Genomic DNA, 21292 nt, shown 5'->3' on the forward strand with positions numbered 1-21292 from the left:
GAAGAGCCTTAAATGACCGACTATAAAGCCACGCTAAACCTTCCGGACACCGCCTTCCCAATGAAGGCCGGCCTGCCACAGCGCGAACCGCAGATCCTGCAGCGCTGGGACAGTATTGGCCTGTACGGAAAGTTGCGCGAGATTGGCAAGGATCGTCCGAAGTTCGTCCTGCACGACGGCCCTCCGTACGCCAACGGCACGATCCACATCGGTCACGCTCTGAACAAGATTCTCAAGGACATGATCATCCGCTCGAAGACCCTGTCGGGCTTCGACGCGCCGTACGTTCCAGGTTGGGATTGCCACGGCCTGCCGATCGAGCACAAGGTTGAAGTGACCCACGGCAAGAACCTGGGCGCGGACAAGACCCGCGAACTGTGCCGTGCCTACGCCACCGAGCAGATCGAAGGGCAGAAGACCGAATTCATCCGTCTCGGCGTGCTGGGCGACTTCGCCAACCCGTACAAGACCATGGACTTCAAGAACGAGGCTGGTGAAATCCGTGCCCTCGCCGAAATCGTCAAGGGCGGTTTCGTGTTCAAGGGCCTGAAGCCTGTGAACTGGTGCTTCGATTGCGGTTCGGCCCTGGCCGAGGCGGAAGTCGAGTACGAGAACAAGAAGTCCTCGACCATCGACGTCGCGTTCCCGATCGCTGACGAGGCCAAACTGGCCGCTGCGTTCGGTCTGCCGTCGTTGAGCAAACAGGCTTCGATCGTGATCTGGACCACCACTCCGTGGACCATCCCGGCCAACCAGGCGCTGAACGTTCACCCTGAATTCAACTACGCGCTGGTTGATGTCGGCGACAAGCTGCTGGTGCTGGCTGAAGAGCTGGTCGAATCCTGCCTGACCCGTTACGGCGTCGAAGGCACTGTATTGGCGACCGCTCCGGGTTCGGCGCTGGAGCTGATCAACTTCCGTCATCCGTTCTACGACCGTCTGTCGCCGGTGTACCTGGCCGACTACGTGGAACTGGGCGCCGGCACCGGCGTGGTTCACTCCGCCCCGGCCTACGGCGTGGATGACTTCGTGACCTGCAAGAAGTACGGCATGGTCAACGACGACATCCTCAACCCGGTGCAGAGCAACGGCGTTTATGTGCCGTCGCTGGAGTTCTTCGGCGGCCAGTTCATCTGGAAGGCCAACCCGGCCATCGTCGACAAACTGACCGAAGTCGGTGCGCTGCTGCACACCACCGTTATCGAACACAGCTACATGCACTGCTGGCGTCACAAGACCCCGCTGATCTACCGCGCTACGGCGCAGTGGTTCATCGGCATGGACAAAGATCCGGTCAGCGGCGATACCCTGCGTGTGCGCTCGCTCAAAGCCATCGAAGAAACCAAGTTCGTTCCGGCCTGGGGCCAGGCGCGCCTGCACTCGATGATCGCCAACCGTCCGGACTGGTGCATCTCCCGTCAGCGCAACTGGGGCGTGCCGATCCCGTTCTTCCTGAACAAGGAAAGCGGCGAGCTGCACCCACGTACCGTCGAGCTGATGGAAGAAGTCGCCAAACGCGTCGAAGTCGAAGGCATCGAAGCCTGGTTCAAACTGGACGCTGCCGAGCTGCTGGGCGATGAAGCGCCGCAGTACGACAAGATCAGCGACACCCTCGACGTCTGGTTCGACTCGGGCACCACGCACTGGCACGTCCTGCGCGGTTCGCACCCGATGGGCCACGAGACCGGCCCGCGCGCCGACCTGTACCTGGAAGGTTCGGACCAGCACCGTGGCTGGTTCCATTCGTCCTTGCTGACCGGTTGCGCCATCGACAACCACGCGCCGTACCGCGAGCTGCTGACCCACGGTTTCACCGTGGACGAGTCCGGCCGCAAGATGTCCAAGTCGCTGGGCAACGTGATCGCGCCGCAGAAAGTCAACGACACCCTGGGCGCCGACATCATGCGTCTGTGGGTCGCTTCGACCGACTACTCCGGCGAAATGGCCGTATCCGAGCAGATCCTGCAGCGCAGTGCGGACGCCTATCGTCGTATCCGTAACACCGCGCGCTTCCTGCTTTCCAACCTGACCGGTTTCAACCCGGCTACCGACCTGCTGCCAGCCGAAGACATGCTGGCGCTGGATCGCTGGGCGGTGGATCGCACCCTGCTGCTGCAACGCGAGCTGCAAGAGCACTACGGCGAATACCGTTTCTGGAACGTCTACTCGAAGATCCACAACTTCTGCGTGCAGGAGCTGGGTGGTTTCTACCTCGACATCATCAAGGATCGCCAGTACACCACCGGCGCCGACAGCAAGGCCCGTCGTTCGTGCCAGACCGCGCTGTTCCACATCTCCGAAGCGCTGGTGCGCTGGATCGCGCCGATCCTGGCCTTCACCGCCGATGAGCTGTGGCAATACCTGCCGGGCGAGCGCAACGAATCGGTGATGCTCAACACCTGGTACGAAGGTCTGACCGAGTTGCCGGAAGGCTTCGAGCTGGGTCGCGCCTACTGGGATCGCATCATGGAAGTGAAGGTGGCGGTCAACAAAGAGATGGAAATCCAGCGCGCGGCCAAGGCCGTCGGTGGCAACCTGCAGGCCGAAGTGACGCTGTTTGCCGAAGACGACCTGAGCGCCGACCTGGCCAAACTGAGCAACGAGCTGCGCTTCGTTCTGATTACTTCGACCGCCAGCGTTGCGCCGTTCGTGCAAGCGCCGACTGACGCTGTAGCAACAGAAGTCAGCGGCCTGAAGCTGAAGATCGTCAAATCGGCCTTCCCGAAATGCGCCCGTTGCTGGCACTGCCGTGAAGACGTCGGCGTGAACCCGGAGCATCCGGAAATCTGCGGCCGTTGCGTAGACAACATCGATGGCGCCGGCGAGGTTCGTCACTATGCCTAATGCCGTTGGCCGTTTCGGACGGCTGAGCTGGCTCTGGTTGAGCTTGCTGGTTCTGGTCATTGACCAGGCCAGCAAGTTTTACTTCGAAGGCAAGCTCGAGATGTACCAGCAGATCGTGATCATTCCCGATTACTTCAGCTGGACCCTGGCCTACAACACGGGCGCGGCATTCAGCTTCCTGGCTGACAGCTCCGGCTGGCAGCGCTGGCTGTTCGCCCTGATCGCGGTCGTGGTCAGTGCGGTGCTGGTGGTCTGGCTCAAACGCCTGGGCCGCAACGAAACCTGGCTGGCCGTCGCACTGGCATTGGTGCTGGGCGGCGCGCTGGGCAATCTGTATGACCGCATCGCCCTGGGGCATGTGATCGATTTCATTCTGGTGCACTGGCAGAACCGCTGGTACTTCCCGGCGTTCAACTTCGCCGACAGCGCCATCACCGTGGGTGCGGTGATGCTGGCACTGGATATGTTCAAATCCAAGAAATCCGGAGAAACCGTTCATGACTGAACAGGTATTGGCTGAGCAACGCATTGGCCAGAACACGGAAGTCACCTTGCACTTTGCATTGCGCCTGGAGAACGGCGACACGGTCGACAGCACCTTCGACAAAGCCCCGGCGACCTTCAAGGTCGGTGACGGCAACTTGCTGCCGGGCTTCGAGGCGGCGTTGTTCGGCTTCAAGGCGGGTGACAAGCGCACCCTGACCGTCGAGCCGGAAAACGCGTTCGGCCAGCCGAACCCGCAGAACGTGCAGGTCATTCCACGTTCGCAGTTTGCGGACATGGAACTGTCGCCGGGTCTGCTGGTGATCTTCAACGATGCGGCCAATACTGAGCTGCCGGGTGTGGTGAAAGAGTTCGACGACGCGCAAGTGACCGTCGACTTCAACCACCCGCTGGCCGGCAAGACGCTGACCTTTGACGTGGAAATCTTCTCCGTCAAAGCGTTGTAAATGCTGTTCTGCAGGGGCCGTACCGGCTCCTGCATTGATCTGAATTTTCGCGCGCAAGACACGAGGCACAGCATGCAAATCAAACTCGCCAACCCCCGTGGCTTCTGCGCTGGCGTGGACCGGGCGATCGAAATCGTCAACCGCGCCCTGGAAGTCTTCGGGCCGCCGATCTATGTGCGTCATGAAGTGGTGCACAACAAGTTCGTCGTCGAGGACCTGCGCAGTCGTGGCGCGATCTTCGTCGAAGAGCTGGATCAGGTGCCGGACGATGTCATCGTGATCTTCAGTGCCCATGGCGTCTCGCAAGCCGTGCGCACCGAAGCCGCCGGCCGTGGCCTGAAAGTGTTCGACGCCACCTGCCCGCTGGTGACCAAGGTGCACATCGAAGTCGCCAAATACAGCCGCGACGGCCGTGAATGCATCCTGATCGGCCACGCCGGTCACCCGGAAGTCGAAGGCACCATGGGCCAGTACGACGCCAGCAATGGCGGTGCAATCTACCTCGTCGAAGACGAGAAGGATGTTGCCGAACTGCAGGTACATGACCCGGAAAAACTGGCCTTCGTGACCCAGACCACCTTGTCGATGGACGACACCAGTCGAGTCATCGACGCGTTGCGCTCCCGTTTCCCGGCCATCGGTGGCCCGCGCAAGGACGATATCTGCTACGCCACGCAGAACCGTCAGGACGCGGTCAAGCAACTGGCCGACGAATGCGACGTGGTGTTGGTGGTCGGCAGCCCGAACAGCTCCAACTCCAACCGTCTGCGCGAGCTGGCCGAACGCATGGCCACGCCGGCGTACCTGATCGATGGTGCCGAAGATCTGCAAAAGAGCTGGTTCGATGGCGTCGAGCGCATCGGTATCACCGCCGGGGCCTCCGCACCGGAAGTGCTGGTACGTGGCGTGATCCAGCAATTGCAGGCCTGGGGCGCTACCGGTGCCGACGAACTGGCCGGGCGAGAAGAGAACATCACATTCTCGATGCCTAAAGAGCTGCGCGTACGTTCAATCTGACCGCTTTATCCTTTCGACACAGCGCCTGTTCAGCCTTTTCGCTGGTCAGGCGCACGCGACCGGTCGCCGCCAGCACCAGTTGAAGCTGGCTGACCGGCTCGCGGGTCGAACAGATATGTAGTTTTCCTGCCTGAAACGCCCGCCCGGGCATCAGCGGTTGGCCCAGACTGCTGAACCGTATGTACCGACTGACGAACCAGTTGCCGACAATGGGTATTCGCCCATCACTGGCGTGCTCGACCAGCAGCGGATTGCTGCTGTCCTCCGAACCCTTGCCACTGACATCCAGAATGATCCGCCAGCCCCGGCTCCAGTCCCCGTCGATGCCGTGAATCACCACGCTCTGATTGCGCGTGATCGCCTGGGTGCGGGCAGTGCGGATCCCGCTGATCAGCGATTCTGCGGCCTGCTGTCGGTGGTTTGACTCTGTCAGCGTTGCAAACGCCGGGCTGACCAGTGACAGAACAATTGCGCCGATCGCCAGTCCCATAAGCAGTTCGACCAGGCTGAAACCCTGTTGCGGCATGTGTATTCCCTCCGTGGGGCAGGGTGCCCGACGCGATCCGTGCGCCGGGCAGGGCAAATCAACCGACGTAACCCGGTCGAATGTTCTAGGTTTGTAGAGCAGGTATAGCCGACGGCAACGGAGGGCATCGATGGATCATCGTACAAAAGGTTTCACGCTGATCGAGCTGTTGGTGGCGGTCGCGTTGTTTGTGATTCTGATCACGATGGCCGTGCCGGCGTTTACCCGTTCGATACAGGGCAGCAAGGCCGACACCGAAGTCGGCGACCTGCAACGGGCGCTCAACTACGCCCGTCTGGAAGCCATCGATCGCGGGACGACCATTCGCTTGCGGCCGACCGCCGGGGGTAGCGTCTGGACTGGCGAATTGTCGGTCTACGACAGTACTGGCACTTCGGCCAATGTATTGCGGGTTGTTCCAGCGATGAGCAGTGGTGCGACTCTGACGCTAACCTCAGGAGTGACCGCGCTGGATTTCAACAATCTGGGCGGCCTGGCAGCACCGTCCACGGCGGTGGTGTTCAGTTACACGCTGGGCACGCAAAGCAGGACGCTGAACGTGTGTCTGAACGGACGAATTCAATCGGGTGGAAGCTGCGGATGAGGGCAGGGAGCAAAGGTGCACAGGAAGGCATGTCGCTGATCGAAATACTGGTCGCGTTGCTGATTCTGACGGTCGGGTTGCTGGGGGCGGCGGCGGTTCAGCTCAATGCGCTGAAGTACACCGACAGCTCGCGCATGACCAGTCAGGCCAGCTTCATCGCCTACGACATGATGGACCGCATCCGCGCCAACGCCGGGGCCGACTACACCGTCACGCCGCCGACCTCGGGCAACCTGAATGTCACCCGGGATCAGGACCTCTACGACTTCACCACCAACATCGTCAATTTCGGCGGGCCGAGCGCCACCGGCAGCATCACCCTCAATCAGCGCGTGTACACCATCACCATCAACTGGAGTGACGCGCGAGCCGCCAACACCGCGAGCGCCCCGCGCAGTTTTGTCCTGACCAGCCGCGCCGCGGTCGATCCGGTGGCCTCGCCATGAAGCGGCATAACCAGGGTTTCGGCCTGATCGAAATGCTCATCGCCTTGGCGTTGGGGCTGATCATCGTGCTGGGCGTCGTACAAACCTTTCTCGCAGCGAAGAACACCTACGTCAGCCAGAACACCTCGGCGGCGATGCAGGAAGATGCGCGGTTTGTGTTGAGCAAGATGATTCAGGAATTGCGCATGGTCGGGATGTTCGGCTGCCTGGGGACCATTACCGATTCCAGTAGCAGCGGCGACTTCAATGCCGCCCAGATCACGCCGATCAGTTGGGACAACACCAACCTCAAACTGACACTGGTTACCGCCGACGTCGGTGGTGCGGGCGGGACGCCGACCTGGACAGTGGTATCTGACTGCCGCAACAGTTCAACGGCCTATACGGGTGTGCGAGCACCGGCGACCGGGCAAATCGCGTTTCCGATCCGGCGTCTGGTCTACAGCTTCAGCAACAACCAGATCCTGATGGGCACCGGCGGCGGTACGCCGACCCAGCAAGTGCTGGTGAGCAATGTCAGTGCGTTTACCGTCCTGTTTGGCCTGGCCAGTACCGCGACCGATGTGGCTGCCTCGACCTACAGCAGCAACCCCAGTGATCCGGCACGCATCCGCAGCGTACGCCTGAGCCTGACCCTCTCCGATCCGAACAACCGGATTGCCAATCAAACCTTCAACGTGGTTGCCGCGCTGCGCAACCGCTTGCAGTGAGGGCCGGTCGATGAATATTTCTCTTCATCAGCGACGAAGCCAGCGCGGCATGGTGTTGTTGGTCAGTCTGGTGTTTCTGTTGCTCCTGACCGTGATCGGTCTTTCTTCGATGCAGAGCGCCAACCTGCAGGAAAAAATGGCCGGTAGCGTTAGCCTGCGCAACCAATCGTTCCAGACCGCCGAGGCGGCGCTGCGCATCGGCGAAAGCGCGGTGCAACTGGACAGCTATGCACTGGCGGTGTGTGCCAATACCACGCAATGCGCGCCGCCGGCGGAGTCGTCGGTGGTCAGCGCGGCGGGGCTCAACTCGACGTCGGGCGTTACCTGGGTCGCTGCAGGCAGCGGCTTCTACGGGGTGCAGAACATCGGTACCACCCTGACGGCGGTGAACGTGCCGAGCAATACCTCGGCGACGCTGTACCGGGTCACGGCTGTCGGCATCGTCGGCAGCTCACGCAGTGTGGTGGAGAGCGTTTATGCGAAGTACTGAGCGACGCTCTGGCGGGTGGTCCGGGTTCATGGGTCTGTTATTGGGCCTGTATCTGGCGGCGCCAGCGTATGCCTTCACCCCGTCCGACTCGCCACTGTTGAGCGCGGCGGCAGTACCGCCGAATGTCATGCTGTTGATCGACGATTCGGGAAGCATGAACAGCATCATTTATGCCGCCGGTTTTGATCCGGCGGTGACTCGTACGCCGGCCCGACAGTGCAACGCGGTGCTGGGTTTGTGCCTGTCTTCGACGGCGATCACCGGTGATCCGGTGTTTCTGTCGAGCCTGCCGACCTCCGGCTGCTCTGGCGGTGCCTATGCGTTCTACAACAACAGCCTGACGCCGCTGTGCCTGAAACTGCCGGACCCGGTGGGTAGCGGGAACACCCGCTATTACGGGGATTACATCGCCTACGTGGTCGGCCTCGCCATCAATAACGGTACGCGTGATTTCACCACCGGGGCCATTCCCAATGACTACCGGATCAACGTCGCACGCAACGTTTCCACGGCGCTGGTGACCAGCAACCGCAATCTGCGCATCGGTCTGTCGACGTTCAACCCGGCCACCAGCAACAACCCGGGCAATGGCGGGTACATCGCCCGTTCCATCAGTGACCTGTCACCGGTGAGCGGCAGCGTGACCCAGGGCCAGGCCGACACCAACTACAACGCCCTGATTTCGTCGATCAATGGCCTGAGCGCCGTGGCCAACACGCCATTGGCGGAGACCTATTACGAAATCACCCGCTACATGCGCGGCATGGCGCCGTACTACAACAACACGCCAAACACCTACACCAGCCCGATCCAGTACCGCTGCCAGAAAAACTACGGGGTGGTGATCACCGACGGCCTGCCAACCTACGACCGCACATTCCCCAACAATGATCCCCTCGGGGGAAGTCGCCTGCCGAACTGGGATGGGGTCAACAATGACGGCAACAACCTCAACGGTGATAACGAGGGCGACACGCTGTACCTGGACGACATCGCCAAGTTTGCCTTCGACATCGACATGCGTTCGACCGGCGTCGATGCGGCCGGCAAGAGTTGGAGTTCGGCAGACTTTCCCAAGCAAAACATGAACACCTACACCGTTGGCTTCACTGCCGATAACGATATGCTGTCGGACGCGGCGGCGTACGGGCAGGGCAGGTATTACCAGGCCACCGACAGCGCCGGCCTCAACACAGCATTGTCGGCGGCATTGAGCGACATCACTTCCAAGGCGGGTTCCGGCGGTAGTGGTGTCACCAGCGGCACCACGCTGGCGAGCGGCAGCAGTTATTTCCAGACCAGTTACGACCCCAGGGACTGGCGCGGCACCATCAAGTCGTTCGGTTTCACTTCGGCCGGGACGGTGAACACCTCGACGGTGCTGTGGACAACCGACACCGCCATCGTTCCCGGTGCTGCGGCGCCGACCTACCAATCATGGAATACCGCGAACAACGCGGCGGTCGCCCTTGCCTACGGCAACTTCTCGGCAACCCAGCAGACTTCGCTCAGCCAGAGCCTGCCCTCCGGCATCAGCGGCAGCGATCTGGTGGAGTGGAGCAAAGGCACCAACAAGACCGGGCTCAAGGTTCGCAGCGTGCTGTTGGGCGACATCATCAACTCGCCGCTGGTGCTGGCCTCGCCCTCGGACAAGACCGCTTCCGACCTGTCGGGTGACACCACCTACACCAGTTACCTGACCACCAAAGCCGCGAACATGAACGCCAGCCTGGTGGTGAATGGCAACGACGGTTTCGTCAGCGTCATCAACTCGGCCAACGGCACCCGGCGCTATGCCTACATGCCATCGAGCGTGTTGCCGTCATTGCGGCTGATCGCCGACCCGAACTACATCAACGGCGTCAGCCACAAGTTTCTGGTGGACGGGCAGGTCGGTGTCTACGACGTGCAGTTCGGCAGCGCCTGGAAAACCCTGGCCATCGGCGGCACCGGGGCCGGTGGCAAGACGTTCTATGCGCTGCAACTGTTCGACGCATCGGCAGGGAACATTCTCAATGCGCTGTGGGAAGTCAGCGCTCCGGCGACTGCCAACACGGCCAACACTTTCAATGATCTGGGTTATGCCTACGCCCGGCCGGAAGTGGCACGCTTGGCCGATGGTCGCTGGGCGGCCTTCATCGCCAACGGTTACGGCAGCAATTCGGGAGTCGCGGCGTTGTATGTGCTGGATGTGCGCGATGGTTCGTTGATCAAGAAAATCGTCATCGACAGCACGGAAACCACCAATGGCTTGTCCTCGGTAAAGCTCAAGGTCAATTCGCAGAATGTGGTGCAGGCCGCGTATGGCGGCGATTTGAAGGGACGCCTGTGGAAGTTCGACCTGAGCGCGACCACCACCGACGGCTGGGGTGTGGCGTTCTCCGGCAAGCCGCTGTTCACGACGGCGGGCGGGGCGACTCAACCGATCACTGCGCAGCCGCTGCTGGCGGATAATTCATTGGGCGGCAAACAGATATTCGTCGGCACCGGCAAGTTCAACGAAACCGCCGACAAGACCAACAAGGATCTGCAGGCGTTCTACTCGGTGTGGGACGCCGATGGCGGATCGGGCCAGCTCACGGTCAGCAGTTTGCAAGCGCAGGCCATCACCGGTGTGTTTTCCGGCAGTTCGGGGCAGTTCGTCACCACCACCCAGAACGACACGACGTATCCGGCGGAGAAGGGCTGGTACCTGCCGCTGGTGTACAACAACGTATTGACGGGGGAACGGGTGATCAATCAGGCCAGCCTGGTGCTCGGGCGCATCGTATTCACCACGGCCAGTGTCGATACCACTGACCCGTGCTCCAGTTTCGGTACCGGCAAACTGGTCGAACTCGATGCGTTCAGCGGTAAGATGCTCAACTATGCGGTGCTCGATACCAACGCCGACGGCGTGGTCGACAGCAACGACACGATTTCCAGCGGCGTGGTATTCAGCGGCGGCATTCCCACCCTGAACGCCATCGTCAATGGCGCAACGCGCAAGATCGTGAACGATTCCAGTGGCGGTATCACCACCCTGGTGGAAAAATCCGGCGGCGGCAGTCGTCGTATCATGTGGCGACAAATACAGTAAGCGAGAGTTGAGGCATGCGCAGATCCATCCGAGGATTCACCCTGATCGAAATCATGATCGTGATTGCGATTATCGGGATCATCATCACCATTGCCGCACCGAGCTATACCGAGTACTTGAAAAAGGGCCGTCGCGCCGAGGTGGTATCGCTGCTGTCGGAGCAGGCGCAGACGCTCGAGCGCTTCTACACCAAAAACAACGTTTACACAGGCATCACCGGTCTCAGCGCGGGCAATGATTTCTACACGATCACCCCGACCATCGCTGACCAGACCTTTCTGCTGACCGCGACCCGCAAGGCCGGTACGACCATGGCCGGCGACAAGTGCGGGGACTTCACCTTCACCAACACCGGTGTGCGCAGCATGAACAACGCGACAACCGGGCTGACCTCCAAGGATTGCTGGGGCCGCTGAGCCGCATTTATTCGGGTGCCTTTTGCGCCCACTGTCTTTTTTACGGTTGGATCAAACATGACCAGGCAACAGCAAGTGGTGATTGTCGGTGGCGGGGTGATTGGCCTGCTCACCGCGTACAACCTCGCCTCCGAGGTGCGCAGCGTGGTGCTGCTGGATCGCTCGAATGTCGGCCAGGAATCGTCCTGGGCCGGTGGCGGCATCGTTTCTCCGTTGTATCCGTGGCGCTATAGCCCGGCCGTCACGGCACTGGCGCACTGGTCGCAGGATTTTTATCCACAGCTGGGCGAGCGCCTGTTTGCCGACACCGGCGTTGATCCCGAAGTGCACACCACCGGCCTGTACTGGCTGGATCTGGATGACGAAGCCGAAGCGCTGGCCTGGGCCGAGCGGGAAAACCGTCCGCTGCGGGCTGTGGATATCTCGGCGGCCCATGATGCGGTGCCGGTACTCGGCGGCGGATTTTCCCGGGCGATCTACATGGCCGACGTGGCCAACGTGCGTAACCCACGGCTGGTGAAGTCATTGAAAGCGGCGTTGCAGGCGCTGCCGAACGTGACGATTCACGAGCAGTGCGAGGTCAGCGGGTTTGTCCGTGAAGGTGAGCGCGTCGTGGGCGTAAAGACCCCGCAAGGCGTGATCAACGGCGACCAGGTGGTGCTGACTGCCGGTGCGTGGAGCGGTGAACTGCTCAACACCCTGAATCTTTCGCTGCCGGTGGAGCCGGTCAAAGGCCAGATGATTCTCTACAAATGCGCGGCGGATTTCCTGCCGAGCATGGTGCTGGCCAAGGGGCGTTACGCGATCCCGCGCCGCGACGGGCATATTCTGATCGGCAGCACGCTGGAGCACGAAGGCTTCGACAAGACGCCGACCGACATTGCACTGGAAAGCCTCAAGGCCTCTGCGGTGGAATTGCTGCCAGCGCTGGCAGACGCCGAAGTAGTGGGGCACTGGGCCGGGTTGCGTCCAGGCTCACCGGAAGGGATTCCCTACATTGGCCGGGTGCCGGGCTTTGATGGCTTGTGGCTCAACTGTGGGCATTACCGCAACGGGTTGGTGCTGGCGCCCGCTTCCTGCCAGCTGTTTGCCGATGTGATGCTGGGACGGGCGCCGATCATCGATCCAGCGCCGTATGCACCGGAAGGCCGGCTCTGAAGCCAGATCAAAGATCGCAGCCTGTGGGCTGCGATCCTTGAATGACTCAGTCCAGGCCCAGTTTCTTCAATCGATAGCGCATCGAGCGAAACGATAGATTCAGCCGCTGCGCCGCCGCCGTGCGGTTCCAGCGGGTTTCCTCCAGCGCCTGCAGAATCAGTTTGCGCTCGACGTTCTCCAGATAGTCTTCCAGGTTGTCGATCTGCGTGAGATCGGCGATGCCGCCCTCGGCCGCGCAGTTGCCTTCACTCAGGCGCAGGTCGTCGGCTTCGATCATGCGGTTTTCGCACAACGTGTGCGCGCGTTCGAGGACGTTCTCAAGCTCCCGGACATTTCCCGGGAAGCGGTAGTTCTTCAAGGCTTCAAGCGCTTGCGGATGCAGGCGGGTCGAAGGCTGGCCAGTGCCGTGGGCCAGACGCTTGAGCATATGGGAGGCCAGCGCTTCGATATCATCACGGCGTTCGCGCAGGGAAGGGACGCGCAGTTCGATCACGTTCAGCCGGTAATACAGATCCTGCCGAAAGCGCTCGGCGGCAACTTCCGCGTCCAGGTCCTTGTGGGTGGCGCAGAGAATGCGCACATCGACCACGGTTTCCTGCTGGCCGCCGACGCTGCGCACGGCTTTTTCCTGGATCGCCCGCAGCAACTTGACCTGCATCGACAGCGGCAAGTCCGCCACTTCATCGAGAAACAGCGTGCCGCCATGGGCTGCCTGAAACAGACCCGGTTTGTCCTCCACCGCGCCGGTGAAACTGCCTTTGCGATGGCCGAAGAACTCGCTTTCCATCAACTCTGACGGAATGGCCCCGCAGTTCACCGGCACGAACGGCTGGCTGGCGCGGGGGCCTTGCTCGTGAATCAGGCGGGCGACCAGTTCCTTGCCGCTGCCGGACTCGCCGCTGATGTAGACCGGCGCCTGACTGCGGGCCAGTTTGTCGATCTGTTTGCGCAGATCGCGCATCGGCTGCGAGTCGCCGAGCAGGCGCCGGTCGATCGATGTGCAGACTCCACCGGTCGCGGGCATGCGCAATGCCGTGGCGACCAGTTCACGCAACCGCGTGAGGTCCACCGGTTTGGTCAGGAAGTCGAAAGCCCCGGCCTTCAAGGCGTTGATCGCTGTTTCCAGGCTGCCATAGGCCGTGATCATCGCCACTGGCAATTGCGGGTGGCGTTGCTGAATGTGCTGCACCAGCTCCAGCCCGGTGCCGTCGGGCAGGCGCATGTCGGTCAGGCACAGGTCGAAGGTGTCGCGGTGCAGCAATGCCTGGGCTTCGCCGAGATTGCGTGCGCTGAAAGTGTCGAGTTTCATCCGTCCCAGGGTGATTTCCAGGAGTTCGCGGATATCCGGTTCGTCGTCGACGATGAGGATTTTTTGCCGTGGGCTCGTGTTCAACTTTGTTTCCGTCCGTGAGCAAAGGTGATGCGAAAGCAGCCGCCGCCTTGGCGTGGTTTGAAGTCTAGGCGGGCCTGGTTGCTTTCGCACAGCTCACGGGACAGATAAAGCCCAAGGCCGGTGCCCTGGCTGCTGGTGGTAAAGAAGGGTTCGAACAGGTGGGCCTGCTGATCCAGCGCCACGCCGGGGCCGTTGTCCTGCACTTCGAGCACGGCCAGCTGGCTTTCGGGGTCGATGAACAGCCGCAGCCAGACCTCTGCAGGATCGTGCAGCAGGGCGCTGTGCCGCCAGCCGTTGCGCAACAGATTGTCGAGAATTTGCGTCAGTTGGCCCGGGTCCATCAGGGTGCGGAAATCCCCGGATTCGATGTTCAGATGAATTCGTTGGCGCTCGCTGGCCTGTTCCCGGCTTTCCTCGACGAACTGCGCAAGCCACGGTTCGAGATCGAGTCGCTGCGGGGCGCTCTGCTGGCGACGGGAGAGTTGCAGGACGTTTTCAATGACTCGGTTCATGCGCTGGGAGTGATCCTGGATGATCTGCGTCAGACGCCGATCCGCGCCGTCGAGTTCCTCGGATTCCTGCAACAGCTGCGCGGCATGACTGATGGCGCCCAGCGGGTTGCGGATCTCGTGGGCGATGCCGGCGGTCAGGCGCCCGAGTGCGGCGAGCTTCAGTTGCTGAGCTTGCTGGGCGATCTGGGCGAGGTCTTCGAGAAACACCAGGGTCTGGCGATTCGGGCTCTGTTCCAGAGCGATGAAGCTTGGTTGCAGTTCCAGGCCGTTGGCGGCGATTTTCAGGCTCTGCGGTCGCAGTGTCGGGTTGTTCAGCCACAGATGCAGACGCTCGACCAGCGCGGTCGAGTAGTCGTCGATCAAATGGCCCTCAAGGGGCGATTGCGCCAGCAGGGTCCGGGCGCTGTGGTTGGCCAGTTGCACCCGGCGTTGTTCGTCGAGGACCAGAATGCCGGTGCGCATGCGTTGCAGGATCAAGGCGTTGAGGGCTTCGAGGCTGACCACTTCGCTGGCCCGTTGTTCGGCCAGGGTCTCGCTGACTTCGAGCCGACGGATCAAGCCTTGCACCAGCAGCGCCCCGGCAAAACACAGGGCGCCGAGGGTGCCTGCTTGCAGGTATTCGTTGGCGCTGAGGGGATGGCTGAAGCTCAGCAGGAAGCTGAGGCCGACAATACCGAGTGCGCCGATGGCTGCAATCAGCACACCGATACGGCGTCGCAACAGGGTATTGCTGATGGCTACCGAGACGATCAGCAGATTGCCGATCGGGCTGGCCACGCCACCGGCGGCATAAAACAGCCCGCACAACAGCAGGATGTCGAGGAGGGCCAGCCCGAACAACTGGGCCGAGCGGCGGATGTTCTCCAGGAACACCACCAGCAGGATATTCAGCACTAGGTACAACCAGCTGCCATTGCGCAGCAGATCGTCGTCGGCCGACGTCAGCAGGCGGTTGTCCATGTTGCTGGAAATCAGCAACACCAGGGTGATGCCGACGCTTAAACGGTAGAGATGATAGAGGCGCAGCAGTCGCTGTGCCTGTTTGCGAGTGGCGTTGGTGGCCTCAGCGATCACTGGAACCGGGGCCTTGCTCGAGGTGAGCCTGGCTGCAATACCACTGTTGTCGAAGGCTCAGCGCACGGTCGCGCGGCAGGTGCACGCCGCAATGGGCGCAACGCACCATGGGTGCGGCATCCTGTTCGCGAGGGGATTGTGTCGGCGCGGCAGGGGCCTTGAATTTGCGCCACAACCAGACGGCGGCGGCGATCAGGGCGATCCAGAACAGTAAACGAAGCATGATGGGCGGCTTTTTGGCTGATGATCCGGCAGTTTAGCCAAGGACCCGGCAGGCGCACAGCTCAATAAAACGCGGCAATAAAAAAGGGAGATCCGAAGATCTCCCTTTTTGGCATCACCGAAGTGATCAGTCGAACAGACCGAAGGTCATGTAGCTGAAAATGGAGCGGTCGCTGTTGCTGGACTCCGGTTCCGGCGCTTCGATCACGTCGCCGTTTTCGTCTTTAGGCTTGAGCTCGTTCGGGATCGCGTCTTTCGCGTCCTGGAACTGCTTCTGCACGTCCTGGTTGGCGCGGGTTTCTCCCGGCGGCAGCGGTGGACGGGATTCGATCAGGCCCAAAGTTGCCTTGCTCAGGAACGAACGGTTGTCGGCTTCCGCGACCGACGGTACGAACTGACCGTCTTTCAGGCTCGGGTGGTTCGGGTAGTTGAGCTTCAGGGTTTCCAGGCTCGAGGCTGCCAGTTCGTCCAGGTGCAGACGCTGGTAGGCTTCGGTCATCACCGCCAGGCCGTCACCGACCGATGGGGTTTCCTGGAAGTTTTCCACTACGTAACGGCCACGGTTGGCGGCAGCGACGTAGGCCTGACGGGTCAGGTAGTAGTCGGCCACGTGGATTTCGTAAGCCGCCAGCAGGTTGCGCAGGTAGATCATGCGCTGCTTGGCGTCCGGCGCGTAGCGGCTGTTCGGGTAGCGGCTGGTCAGCTGGGCGAACTCGTTGTAGGAGTCGCGGGCAGCGCCCGGGTCACGCTTGGTCATGTCCAGCGGCAGGAAGCGCGCCAGCAGGCCGACGTCCTGGTCGAACGAGGTCAGGCCCTTGAGGTAATAGGCGTAATCGACGTTCGGGTGCTGTGGGTGCAGACGAATGAAGCGCTCGGCGGCGGACTTTGCAGCTTCCGGCTCCGAGTTCTTGTAGTTGGCGTAGATCAGTTCCAGCTGCGCCTGATCCGCGTAGCGACCGAACGGATAGCGCGACTCCAGAGCCTTCAGCTTGGCTGTGGCGCTGGTATAGCTGTTGTTGTCCAGGTCCTGTTGAGCCTGCTGGTACAGCTCGGCTTCACTCAGGTTTTCGTCTACGACTTCCTTCGATGAGCAAGCAGCGGTCAATGCGAGGATGGCGATCAGCAGCAGGTGTTTCACTTGCATGGCGGCTTGCGTCCCTATGACGGCCGCTGTCTTGGGCGGGGCCGTCCTGTTATGATGAGCGCCCCGTTGAAAAGCCCCGGGGCAAAAGACGCCGTATTTAACCACAAGCGCGCAGCCGAAACCAAAGGCTGTAGCCGACGCCCAGTCCGAGCATGTCCGATAAAATTGAACTTCGCGCAGAGGTGCCGTCCGAATTGGGCGGCCAACGCCTCGATCAAGTCGCCGCCCAACTCTTCGCAGAGCACTCACGCTCGCGCCTTTCCGCCTGGATCAAAGAAGGTCGCCTGACTGTGGACGGGGCGGTCATCCGCCCGCGCGACATCGTTCATGGCGGTGCCATTCTTGAGCTGACCGCCGAGCAGGAGGCCCAGGGTGAATGGGTCGCTCAGGACATCGAGCTCGACATCGTCTATGAAGACGACGACATCCTGGTGATCAACAAGCCTGCGGGCCTGGTGGTGCACCCGGCTGCCGGTCACGCCGATGGCACCTTGCTCAACGCCTTGCTGCACCACGTGCCGGACATTATCAATGTCCCGCGCGCCGGTATCGTGCATCGCCTGGACAAGGACACCACCGGTCTGATGGTGGTGGCCAAGACCATTCAGGCGCAGACCAAACTGGTCGCCCAGCTGCAAAGCCGCAGCGTCAGCCGGATCTACGAGTGCATCGTGATCGGCGTGGTGACGGCCGGTGGCAAGATCAACGCCCCGATCGGTCGCCATGGCCAGCAGCGCCAGCGCATGGCGGTGATGGAAGGTGGCAAGCCTGCCGTCAGCCACTATCGCGTGCTGGAGCGTTTCCGTTCGCACACCCACGTACGGGTGAAGCTGGAAACCGGTCGTACCCACCAGATCCGCGTGCACATGGCGCACATCAATTTCCCGTTGGTCGGCGACCCGGCGTACGGCGGTCGTTTCCGCATTCCGCCGGCGGCGAACCCGACCATGGTCGAATCGCTCAAGCACTTCCCGCGTCAGGCGCTGCACGCACGGTTCCTGGAGCTGGATCATCCGACCACCGGTGTGCGCATGAGCTGGGAATCGCCGTTGCCGGAAGACTTCGTCTGGCTGCTGACGCTGCTCAAGCAGGATCGCGAGGCATTCGTCGGATGAACTGGCTGACGCCGGACTGGCCCGCGCCGGCCAGCGTCAAGGCCTGTGTCACCACCCGCGAGGGCGGCGTCAGCGAGGCGCCGTTCGACAGCCTCAATCTGGGCGATCATGTCGATGACCGCCCTGAGGCCGTCGCCGAAAACCGTCGGCGTCTGACCGAACACTTCTCTATAAAGCCTGCCTGGTTGCAGCAAGTGCACGGGATTGCCGTGGCGCATGCTGATCCGTCCGTGGTGGCCACGGCGGATGCCAGCTGGACTGCAACACCCGGTATTGCTTGTTCAGCGATGACCGCCGATTGCCTGCCAGCGTTGTTTTGCGACCGTGCCGGTACACGTGTGGCAGCGGCTCATGCCGGTTGGCGTGGACTGGCGGCCGGCGTGCTGGAGGCCACCCTCGACAGCCTGGCCGTCGATCCGAAAGACATTCTGGTCTGGCTCGGCCCGGCCATCGGCCCGCAGGCCTTTGAAGTCGGCCCGGAAGTCCGGGAAGTCTTCATCAATCAATTGCCCGAAGCCGCGACAGCCTTTGTCCCGAGCCACAATGCCGGCAAGTTCATGGCCGACATCTATAAGCTCGCGCGACTGCGTCTGGCGGTCCGGGGTGTCACCGCTGTTTATGGCGGCGGTTTCTGTACCGTGACCGATCCGCGCTTCTTTTCCTACCGTCGTGCATCACGCACCGGTCGCTTCGCCTCCCTCGTTTGGCTCACCCGCTAAACTGTCTGATCTGCATCAACTGTCCCACGCTTGAATCTTCCAGAATCGACCGCATCTATAGCGGTATCTGGCAGGTTTCTTTATTCAGGATGGTTTTTTAGGTCCGGCCTGCTCAAAAGGAAGGTGACCCATGCGTATAGACCGTTTAACCAGCAAATTACAGTTGGCGTTGTCCGATGCCCAATCCCTGGCTGTCGGCCACGATCATCCGGCCATCGAGCCGGCGCATTTGATGCAAGCCATGCTTGAACAGCAGGGTGGTTCGATCAAACCCCTGTTGATGCAGGTGGGCTTCGACGTCAACAGCCTGCGCAAAGAGCTGACCAAAGAGCTCGATCAATTACCGAAAATCCAGAACCCGACCGGCGATGTGAACATGTCGCAGGATCTGGCGCGTCTGCTCAACCAGGCCGACCGTCTGGCCCAGCAGAAGGGCGACCAGTTCATTTCCAGCGAGCTGGTGCTGCTCGCCGCGATGGACGAGAACAGCAAGCTCGGCAAGTTGCTGCTCGGCCAGGGCGTGAGCAAAAAGGCGCTGGAAAACGCGATCAACAACCTGCGCGGTGGTGAAGCGGTCAACGACGCCAACCACGAAGAGTCGCGTCAGGCGCTGGATAAGTACACCGTCGACCTGACCAAGCGCGCCGAAGACGGCAAGCTCGATCCGGTGATCGGCCGTGACGACGAAATCCGTCGCACCATTCAGGTTCTGCAACGCCGCACGAAGAACAACCCGGTGCTGATCGGTGAGCCGGGCGTGGGTAAAACCGCGATTGCCGAAGGTCTGGCCCAGCGCATCATCAACGGCGAAGTGCCGGATGGCCTCAAGGGCAAGCGTCTGCTGTCTCTCGATATGGGCGCGCTGATTGCCGGTGCCAAGTATCGCGGTGAGTTCGAAGAACGCCTGAAATCCCTGCTCAACGAGCTGTCGAAGCAGGAAGGGCAGATCATTCTGTTCATCGACGAACTGCACACCATGGTCGGTGCCGGTAAAGGCGAAGGCTCGATGGACGCCGGCAACATGCTCAAACCGGCTTTGGCCCGTGGCGAGCTGCACTGCGTCGGCGCGACCACGCTCAACGAGTACCGCCAATATATAGAGAAGGACGCAGCCCTCGAGCGGCGCTTCCAGAAAGTGCTGGTGGACGAGCCGAGTGAAGAAGACACCATCGCGATCCTGCGTGGCCTCAAGGAGCGTTACGAGGTCCACCACAAGGTCGCGATCACCGACGGTGCGATCATCGCCGCGGCCAAACTCAGCCATCGCTACATCACTGACCGGCAGTTGCCGGACAAGGCGATCGACCTGATCGACGAAGCGGCCAGCCGCATCCGTATGGAGATCGACTCCAAGCCGGAAGTGCTGGATCGTCTGGAGCGTCGCCTGATTCAGTTGAAGGTGGAATCCCAGGCACTGAAGAAAGAAAGCGACGAGGCAGCGATGAAGCGCCTGGAAAAACTCCAGGAAGAAATCGTCCGCCACGAGCGTGAGTATTCGGACCTGGAAGAAATCTGGAACTCGGAAAAAGCCGAGGTGCAGGGTTCTGCGCAGATTCAGCAGAAGATCGAACAGTCCCGTCAGGAGCTGGAAGCCGCGCGCCGCAAAGGCGACCTGAACCGCATGGCCGAGTTGCAGTACGGGGTGATCCCGGATCTGGAGCGCAGCCTGCAAATGGTCGACCAGCACGGCAAGAGCGAGAACCAGTTGCTGCGCAGCAAGGTGACTGAAGAGGAAATTGCCGAAGTCGTCTCGAAGTGGACCGGTATCCCCGTGTCGAAAATGCTCGAAGGCGAGCGCGACAAGCTGATGAAGATGGAAAGCCTGTTGCACCAGCGTGTGATCGGCCAGGACGAAGCAGTGGTCGCAGTGGCCAACGCGGTGCGGCGTTCCCGTGCCGGGTTGTCCGACCCGAATCGCCCGAGCGGCTCGTTCATGTTCCTCGGCCCGACCGGTGTCGGTAAAACCGAGCTGTGCAAGGCGCTGGCCGAATTCCTCTTTGATACGGAAGAGGCGATGGTGCGGATCGACATGTCCGAGTTCATGGAGAAACATTCCGTGGCGCGGCTGATCGGTGCGCCACCAGGCTACGTGGGTTATGAAGAGGGCGGTTACCTGACCGAAGCGGTACGGCGCAAGCCTTACTCGGTGATCCTGCTGGACGAAGTCGAGAAGGCGCACCCGGACGTGTTCAACATCCTGCTGCAAGTGCTGGAGGATGGTCGTCTGACCGACAGCCACGGCCGTACGGTGGATTTCCGCAATACCGTGATTGTCATGACCTCCAACCTGGGTTCGATGCAGATTCAGGAACTGGTCGGTGACCGTGAGGCGCAACGTGCAGCGGTGATGGATGCGATTTCCACCCACTTCCGTCCGGAGTTCATCAACCGGGTCGACGAAGTGGTGATCTTCGAGCCATTGGCGCGGGATCAGATCGCGGGCATTACCGAGATTCAGCTGGGTCGTCTGCGCAGTCGTCTGGCCGAGCGCGAGCTGAAGCTGGAACTGAGCCCGGAGGCGATGGACAAGCTGATTGCCGTCGGCTACGACCCGGTCTATGGCGCACGGCCGCTGAAACGGGCGATCCAGCGCTGGATCGAGAACCCGCTGGCGCAGTTGATCCTGTCGGGACGCTTCCTGCCGGGCGAGACCGCGACCGGTGTCGTGGAGAACGACGAGATCACGTTCAACTGACACCTGAAGGTGGTGAAGTAAGGAAGGCCTCGCACTGCGAGGCCTTTTTTTTCGTTAGGCTGTTGAACTCAAAGGAAAAGGCTTGTAAAGTGCGCCCCGCAGTCAGTCACCAACACGGTTTCAGCTCACTGGGCAGAAATCTGAAATAAGTTGCAAATCATTAACTTGAAAGCAATTT

At 61.2% G+C, this 21292-nt stretch carries 19 protein-coding genes; 14 read left to right on the top strand and 5 right to left on the bottom strand.

Annotation, left to right across the window (positions count from 1 at the left end; translation table 11 throughout):
* Window positions 1-12 precede the first annotated feature (12 nt).
* From ileS to ispH, 4 genes are all read left to right on the top strand, one after another.
* Window positions 13-2844 carry an isoleucine--tRNA ligase gene (gene ileS / locus AC1RMX_RS22080; protein WP_493073014.1) on the top strand — a complete coding sequence of 944 codons (2832 nt, stop codon included), beginning with the start codon at window positions 13-15 and terminating at the stop codon, window positions 2842-2844.
* Window positions 2837-3349: a signal peptidase II gene (lspA, locus tag AC1RMX_RS22085; RefSeq protein ID WP_096820866.1), complete on the top strand. Its 513-nt coding sequence runs from the start codon at window positions 2837-2839 to the stop codon at window positions 3347-3349. Before ileS ends, lspA begins: the two co-directional genes overlap by 8 nt.
* Window positions 3350-3356: 7 nt before the next feature.
* Window positions 3357-3794 (top strand): FKBP-type peptidyl-prolyl cis-trans isomerase, encoded by a 438-nt coding sequence (gene fkpB / locus AC1RMX_RS22090; RefSeq protein ID WP_173861359.1) that lies wholly within the window; start codon window positions 3357-3359, stop codon window positions 3792-3794.
* A gap of 72 nt (window positions 3795-3866) precedes the next feature.
* Window positions 3867-4811, top strand: a complete 945-nt coding sequence (gene ispH / locus AC1RMX_RS22095; RefSeq protein WP_096820867.1) for a 4-hydroxy-3-methylbut-2-enyl diphosphate reductase — start codon at window positions 3867-3869, stop codon at window positions 4809-4811.
* Here the strand turns inward: ispH and AC1RMX_RS22100 are convergent.
* Window positions 4783-5337, bottom strand: a complete 555-nt coding sequence (locus AC1RMX_RS22100; protein WP_493073015.1) for a GspH/FimT family pseudopilin — start codon at window positions 5335-5337, stop codon at window positions 4783-4785. The genes ispH and AC1RMX_RS22100 overlap by 29 nt on opposite strands.
* Window positions 5338-5467: 130 nt before the next feature.
* Between AC1RMX_RS22100 and AC1RMX_RS22105 the strand changes: the two genes are divergently transcribed.
* The 7 genes from AC1RMX_RS22105 to thiO are packed head-to-tail and all read left to right on the top strand — an operon-like array spanning window position 5468 to window position 12240.
* A complete protein-coding gene (locus AC1RMX_RS22105) occupies window positions 5468-5941 on the top strand; it encodes a GspH/FimT family pseudopilin (protein ID WP_096820869.1) in 474 nt (157 codons plus the stop codon).
* Window positions 5938-6387, top strand: a complete 450-nt coding sequence (gene pilV, locus AC1RMX_RS22110; protein WP_493073017.1) for a type IV pilus modification protein PilV — start codon at window positions 5938-5940, stop codon at window positions 6385-6387. Before AC1RMX_RS22105 ends, pilV begins: the two co-directional genes overlap by 4 nt.
* The gene (locus AC1RMX_RS22115; RefSeq protein WP_493073018.1) at window positions 6384-7097 is read left to right on the top strand and encodes a PilW family protein; all 714 of its coding nucleotides are present in this window, start codon (window positions 6384-6386) and stop codon (window positions 7095-7097) included. Before pilV ends, AC1RMX_RS22115 begins: the two co-directional genes overlap by 4 nt.
* 10 nt (window positions 7098-7107) lie before the next feature.
* Window positions 7108-7587 carry a pilus assembly PilX family protein gene (locus tag AC1RMX_RS22120; RefSeq protein ID WP_096820872.1) on the top strand — a complete coding sequence of 160 codons (480 nt, stop codon included), beginning with the start codon at window positions 7108-7110 and terminating at the stop codon, window positions 7585-7587.
* Window positions 7574-10666, top strand: a complete 3093-nt coding sequence (locus tag AC1RMX_RS22125) for a pilus assembly protein (RefSeq protein ID WP_493073019.1) — start codon at window positions 7574-7576, stop codon at window positions 10664-10666. Before AC1RMX_RS22120 ends, AC1RMX_RS22125 begins: the two co-directional genes overlap by 14 nt.
* 14 nt (window positions 10667-10680) lie before the next feature.
* Entirely contained in the window at window positions 10681-11082 is a 402-nt protein-coding gene (locus AC1RMX_RS22130; RefSeq protein ID WP_493073021.1) for a type IV pilin protein, read from the top strand.
* Between the two features lie 57 nt (window positions 11083-11139).
* Window positions 11140-12240, top strand: coding sequence for a glycine oxidase ThiO (thiO, locus tag AC1RMX_RS22135; protein WP_493073022.1), 1101 nt, complete (start codon window positions 11140-11142; stop codon window positions 12238-12240).
* Between the two features lie 46 nt (window positions 12241-12286).
* Here the strand turns inward: thiO and AC1RMX_RS22140 are convergent, their stop codons facing one another.
* The 4 genes from AC1RMX_RS22140 to AC1RMX_RS22155 form a co-directional block, all read right to left on the bottom strand.
* Window positions 12287-13633 (bottom strand): sigma-54-dependent transcriptional regulator, encoded by a 1347-nt coding sequence (locus tag AC1RMX_RS22140; protein WP_273539497.1) that lies wholly within the window; start codon window positions 13631-13633, stop codon window positions 12287-12289.
* Window positions 13630-15219, bottom strand: a complete 1590-nt coding sequence (locus AC1RMX_RS22145) for a sensor histidine kinase (RefSeq protein ID WP_493073023.1) — start codon at window positions 15217-15219, stop codon at window positions 13630-13632. Before AC1RMX_RS22145 ends, AC1RMX_RS22140 begins: the two co-directional genes overlap by 4 nt.
* A complete protein-coding gene (locus tag AC1RMX_RS22150; protein ID WP_096820878.1) occupies window positions 15209-15442 on the bottom strand; it encodes a PP0621 family protein in 234 nt (77 codons plus the stop codon). The genes AC1RMX_RS22145 and AC1RMX_RS22150 overlap by 11 nt, the downstream gene beginning before the upstream one ends.
* Before the next feature lie 126 nt (window positions 15443-15568).
* On the bottom strand, window positions 15569-16585 hold the full coding sequence (locus tag AC1RMX_RS22155) for an outer membrane protein assembly factor BamD (RefSeq protein WP_096820879.1): 1017 nt from the start codon (window positions 16583-16585) through the stop codon (window positions 15569-15571).
* 152 nt (window positions 16586-16737) lie between these two features.
* Between AC1RMX_RS22155 and rluD the strand changes: the two genes are divergently transcribed.
* The 3 genes from rluD to clpB all read left to right on the top strand — a co-directional run bounded on the left by rluD (window position 16738) and on the right by clpB (window position 21114).
* On the top strand, window positions 16738-17700 hold the full coding sequence (gene rluD / locus AC1RMX_RS22160) for a 23S rRNA pseudouridine(1911/1915/1917) synthase RluD (protein WP_096820880.1): 963 nt from the start codon (window positions 16738-16740) through the stop codon (window positions 17698-17700).
* Window positions 17697-18419 carry a peptidoglycan editing factor PgeF gene (pgeF, locus tag AC1RMX_RS22165; RefSeq protein WP_273540312.1) on the top strand — a complete coding sequence of 241 codons (723 nt, stop codon included), beginning with the start codon at window positions 17697-17699 and terminating at the stop codon, window positions 18417-18419. The genes rluD and pgeF overlap by 4 nt, the downstream gene beginning before the upstream one ends.
* A 130-nt stretch (window positions 18420-18549) precedes the next feature.
* The gene (clpB, locus tag AC1RMX_RS22170) at window positions 18550-21114 is read left to right on the top strand and encodes an ATP-dependent chaperone ClpB (protein ID WP_096820882.1); all 2565 of its coding nucleotides are present in this window, start codon (window positions 18550-18552) and stop codon (window positions 21112-21114) included.
* Window positions 21115-21292 lie beyond the last annotated feature (178 nt).

The organism is Pseudomonas sp. GW822-FHT03F04 (genome assembly GCF_058801405.1).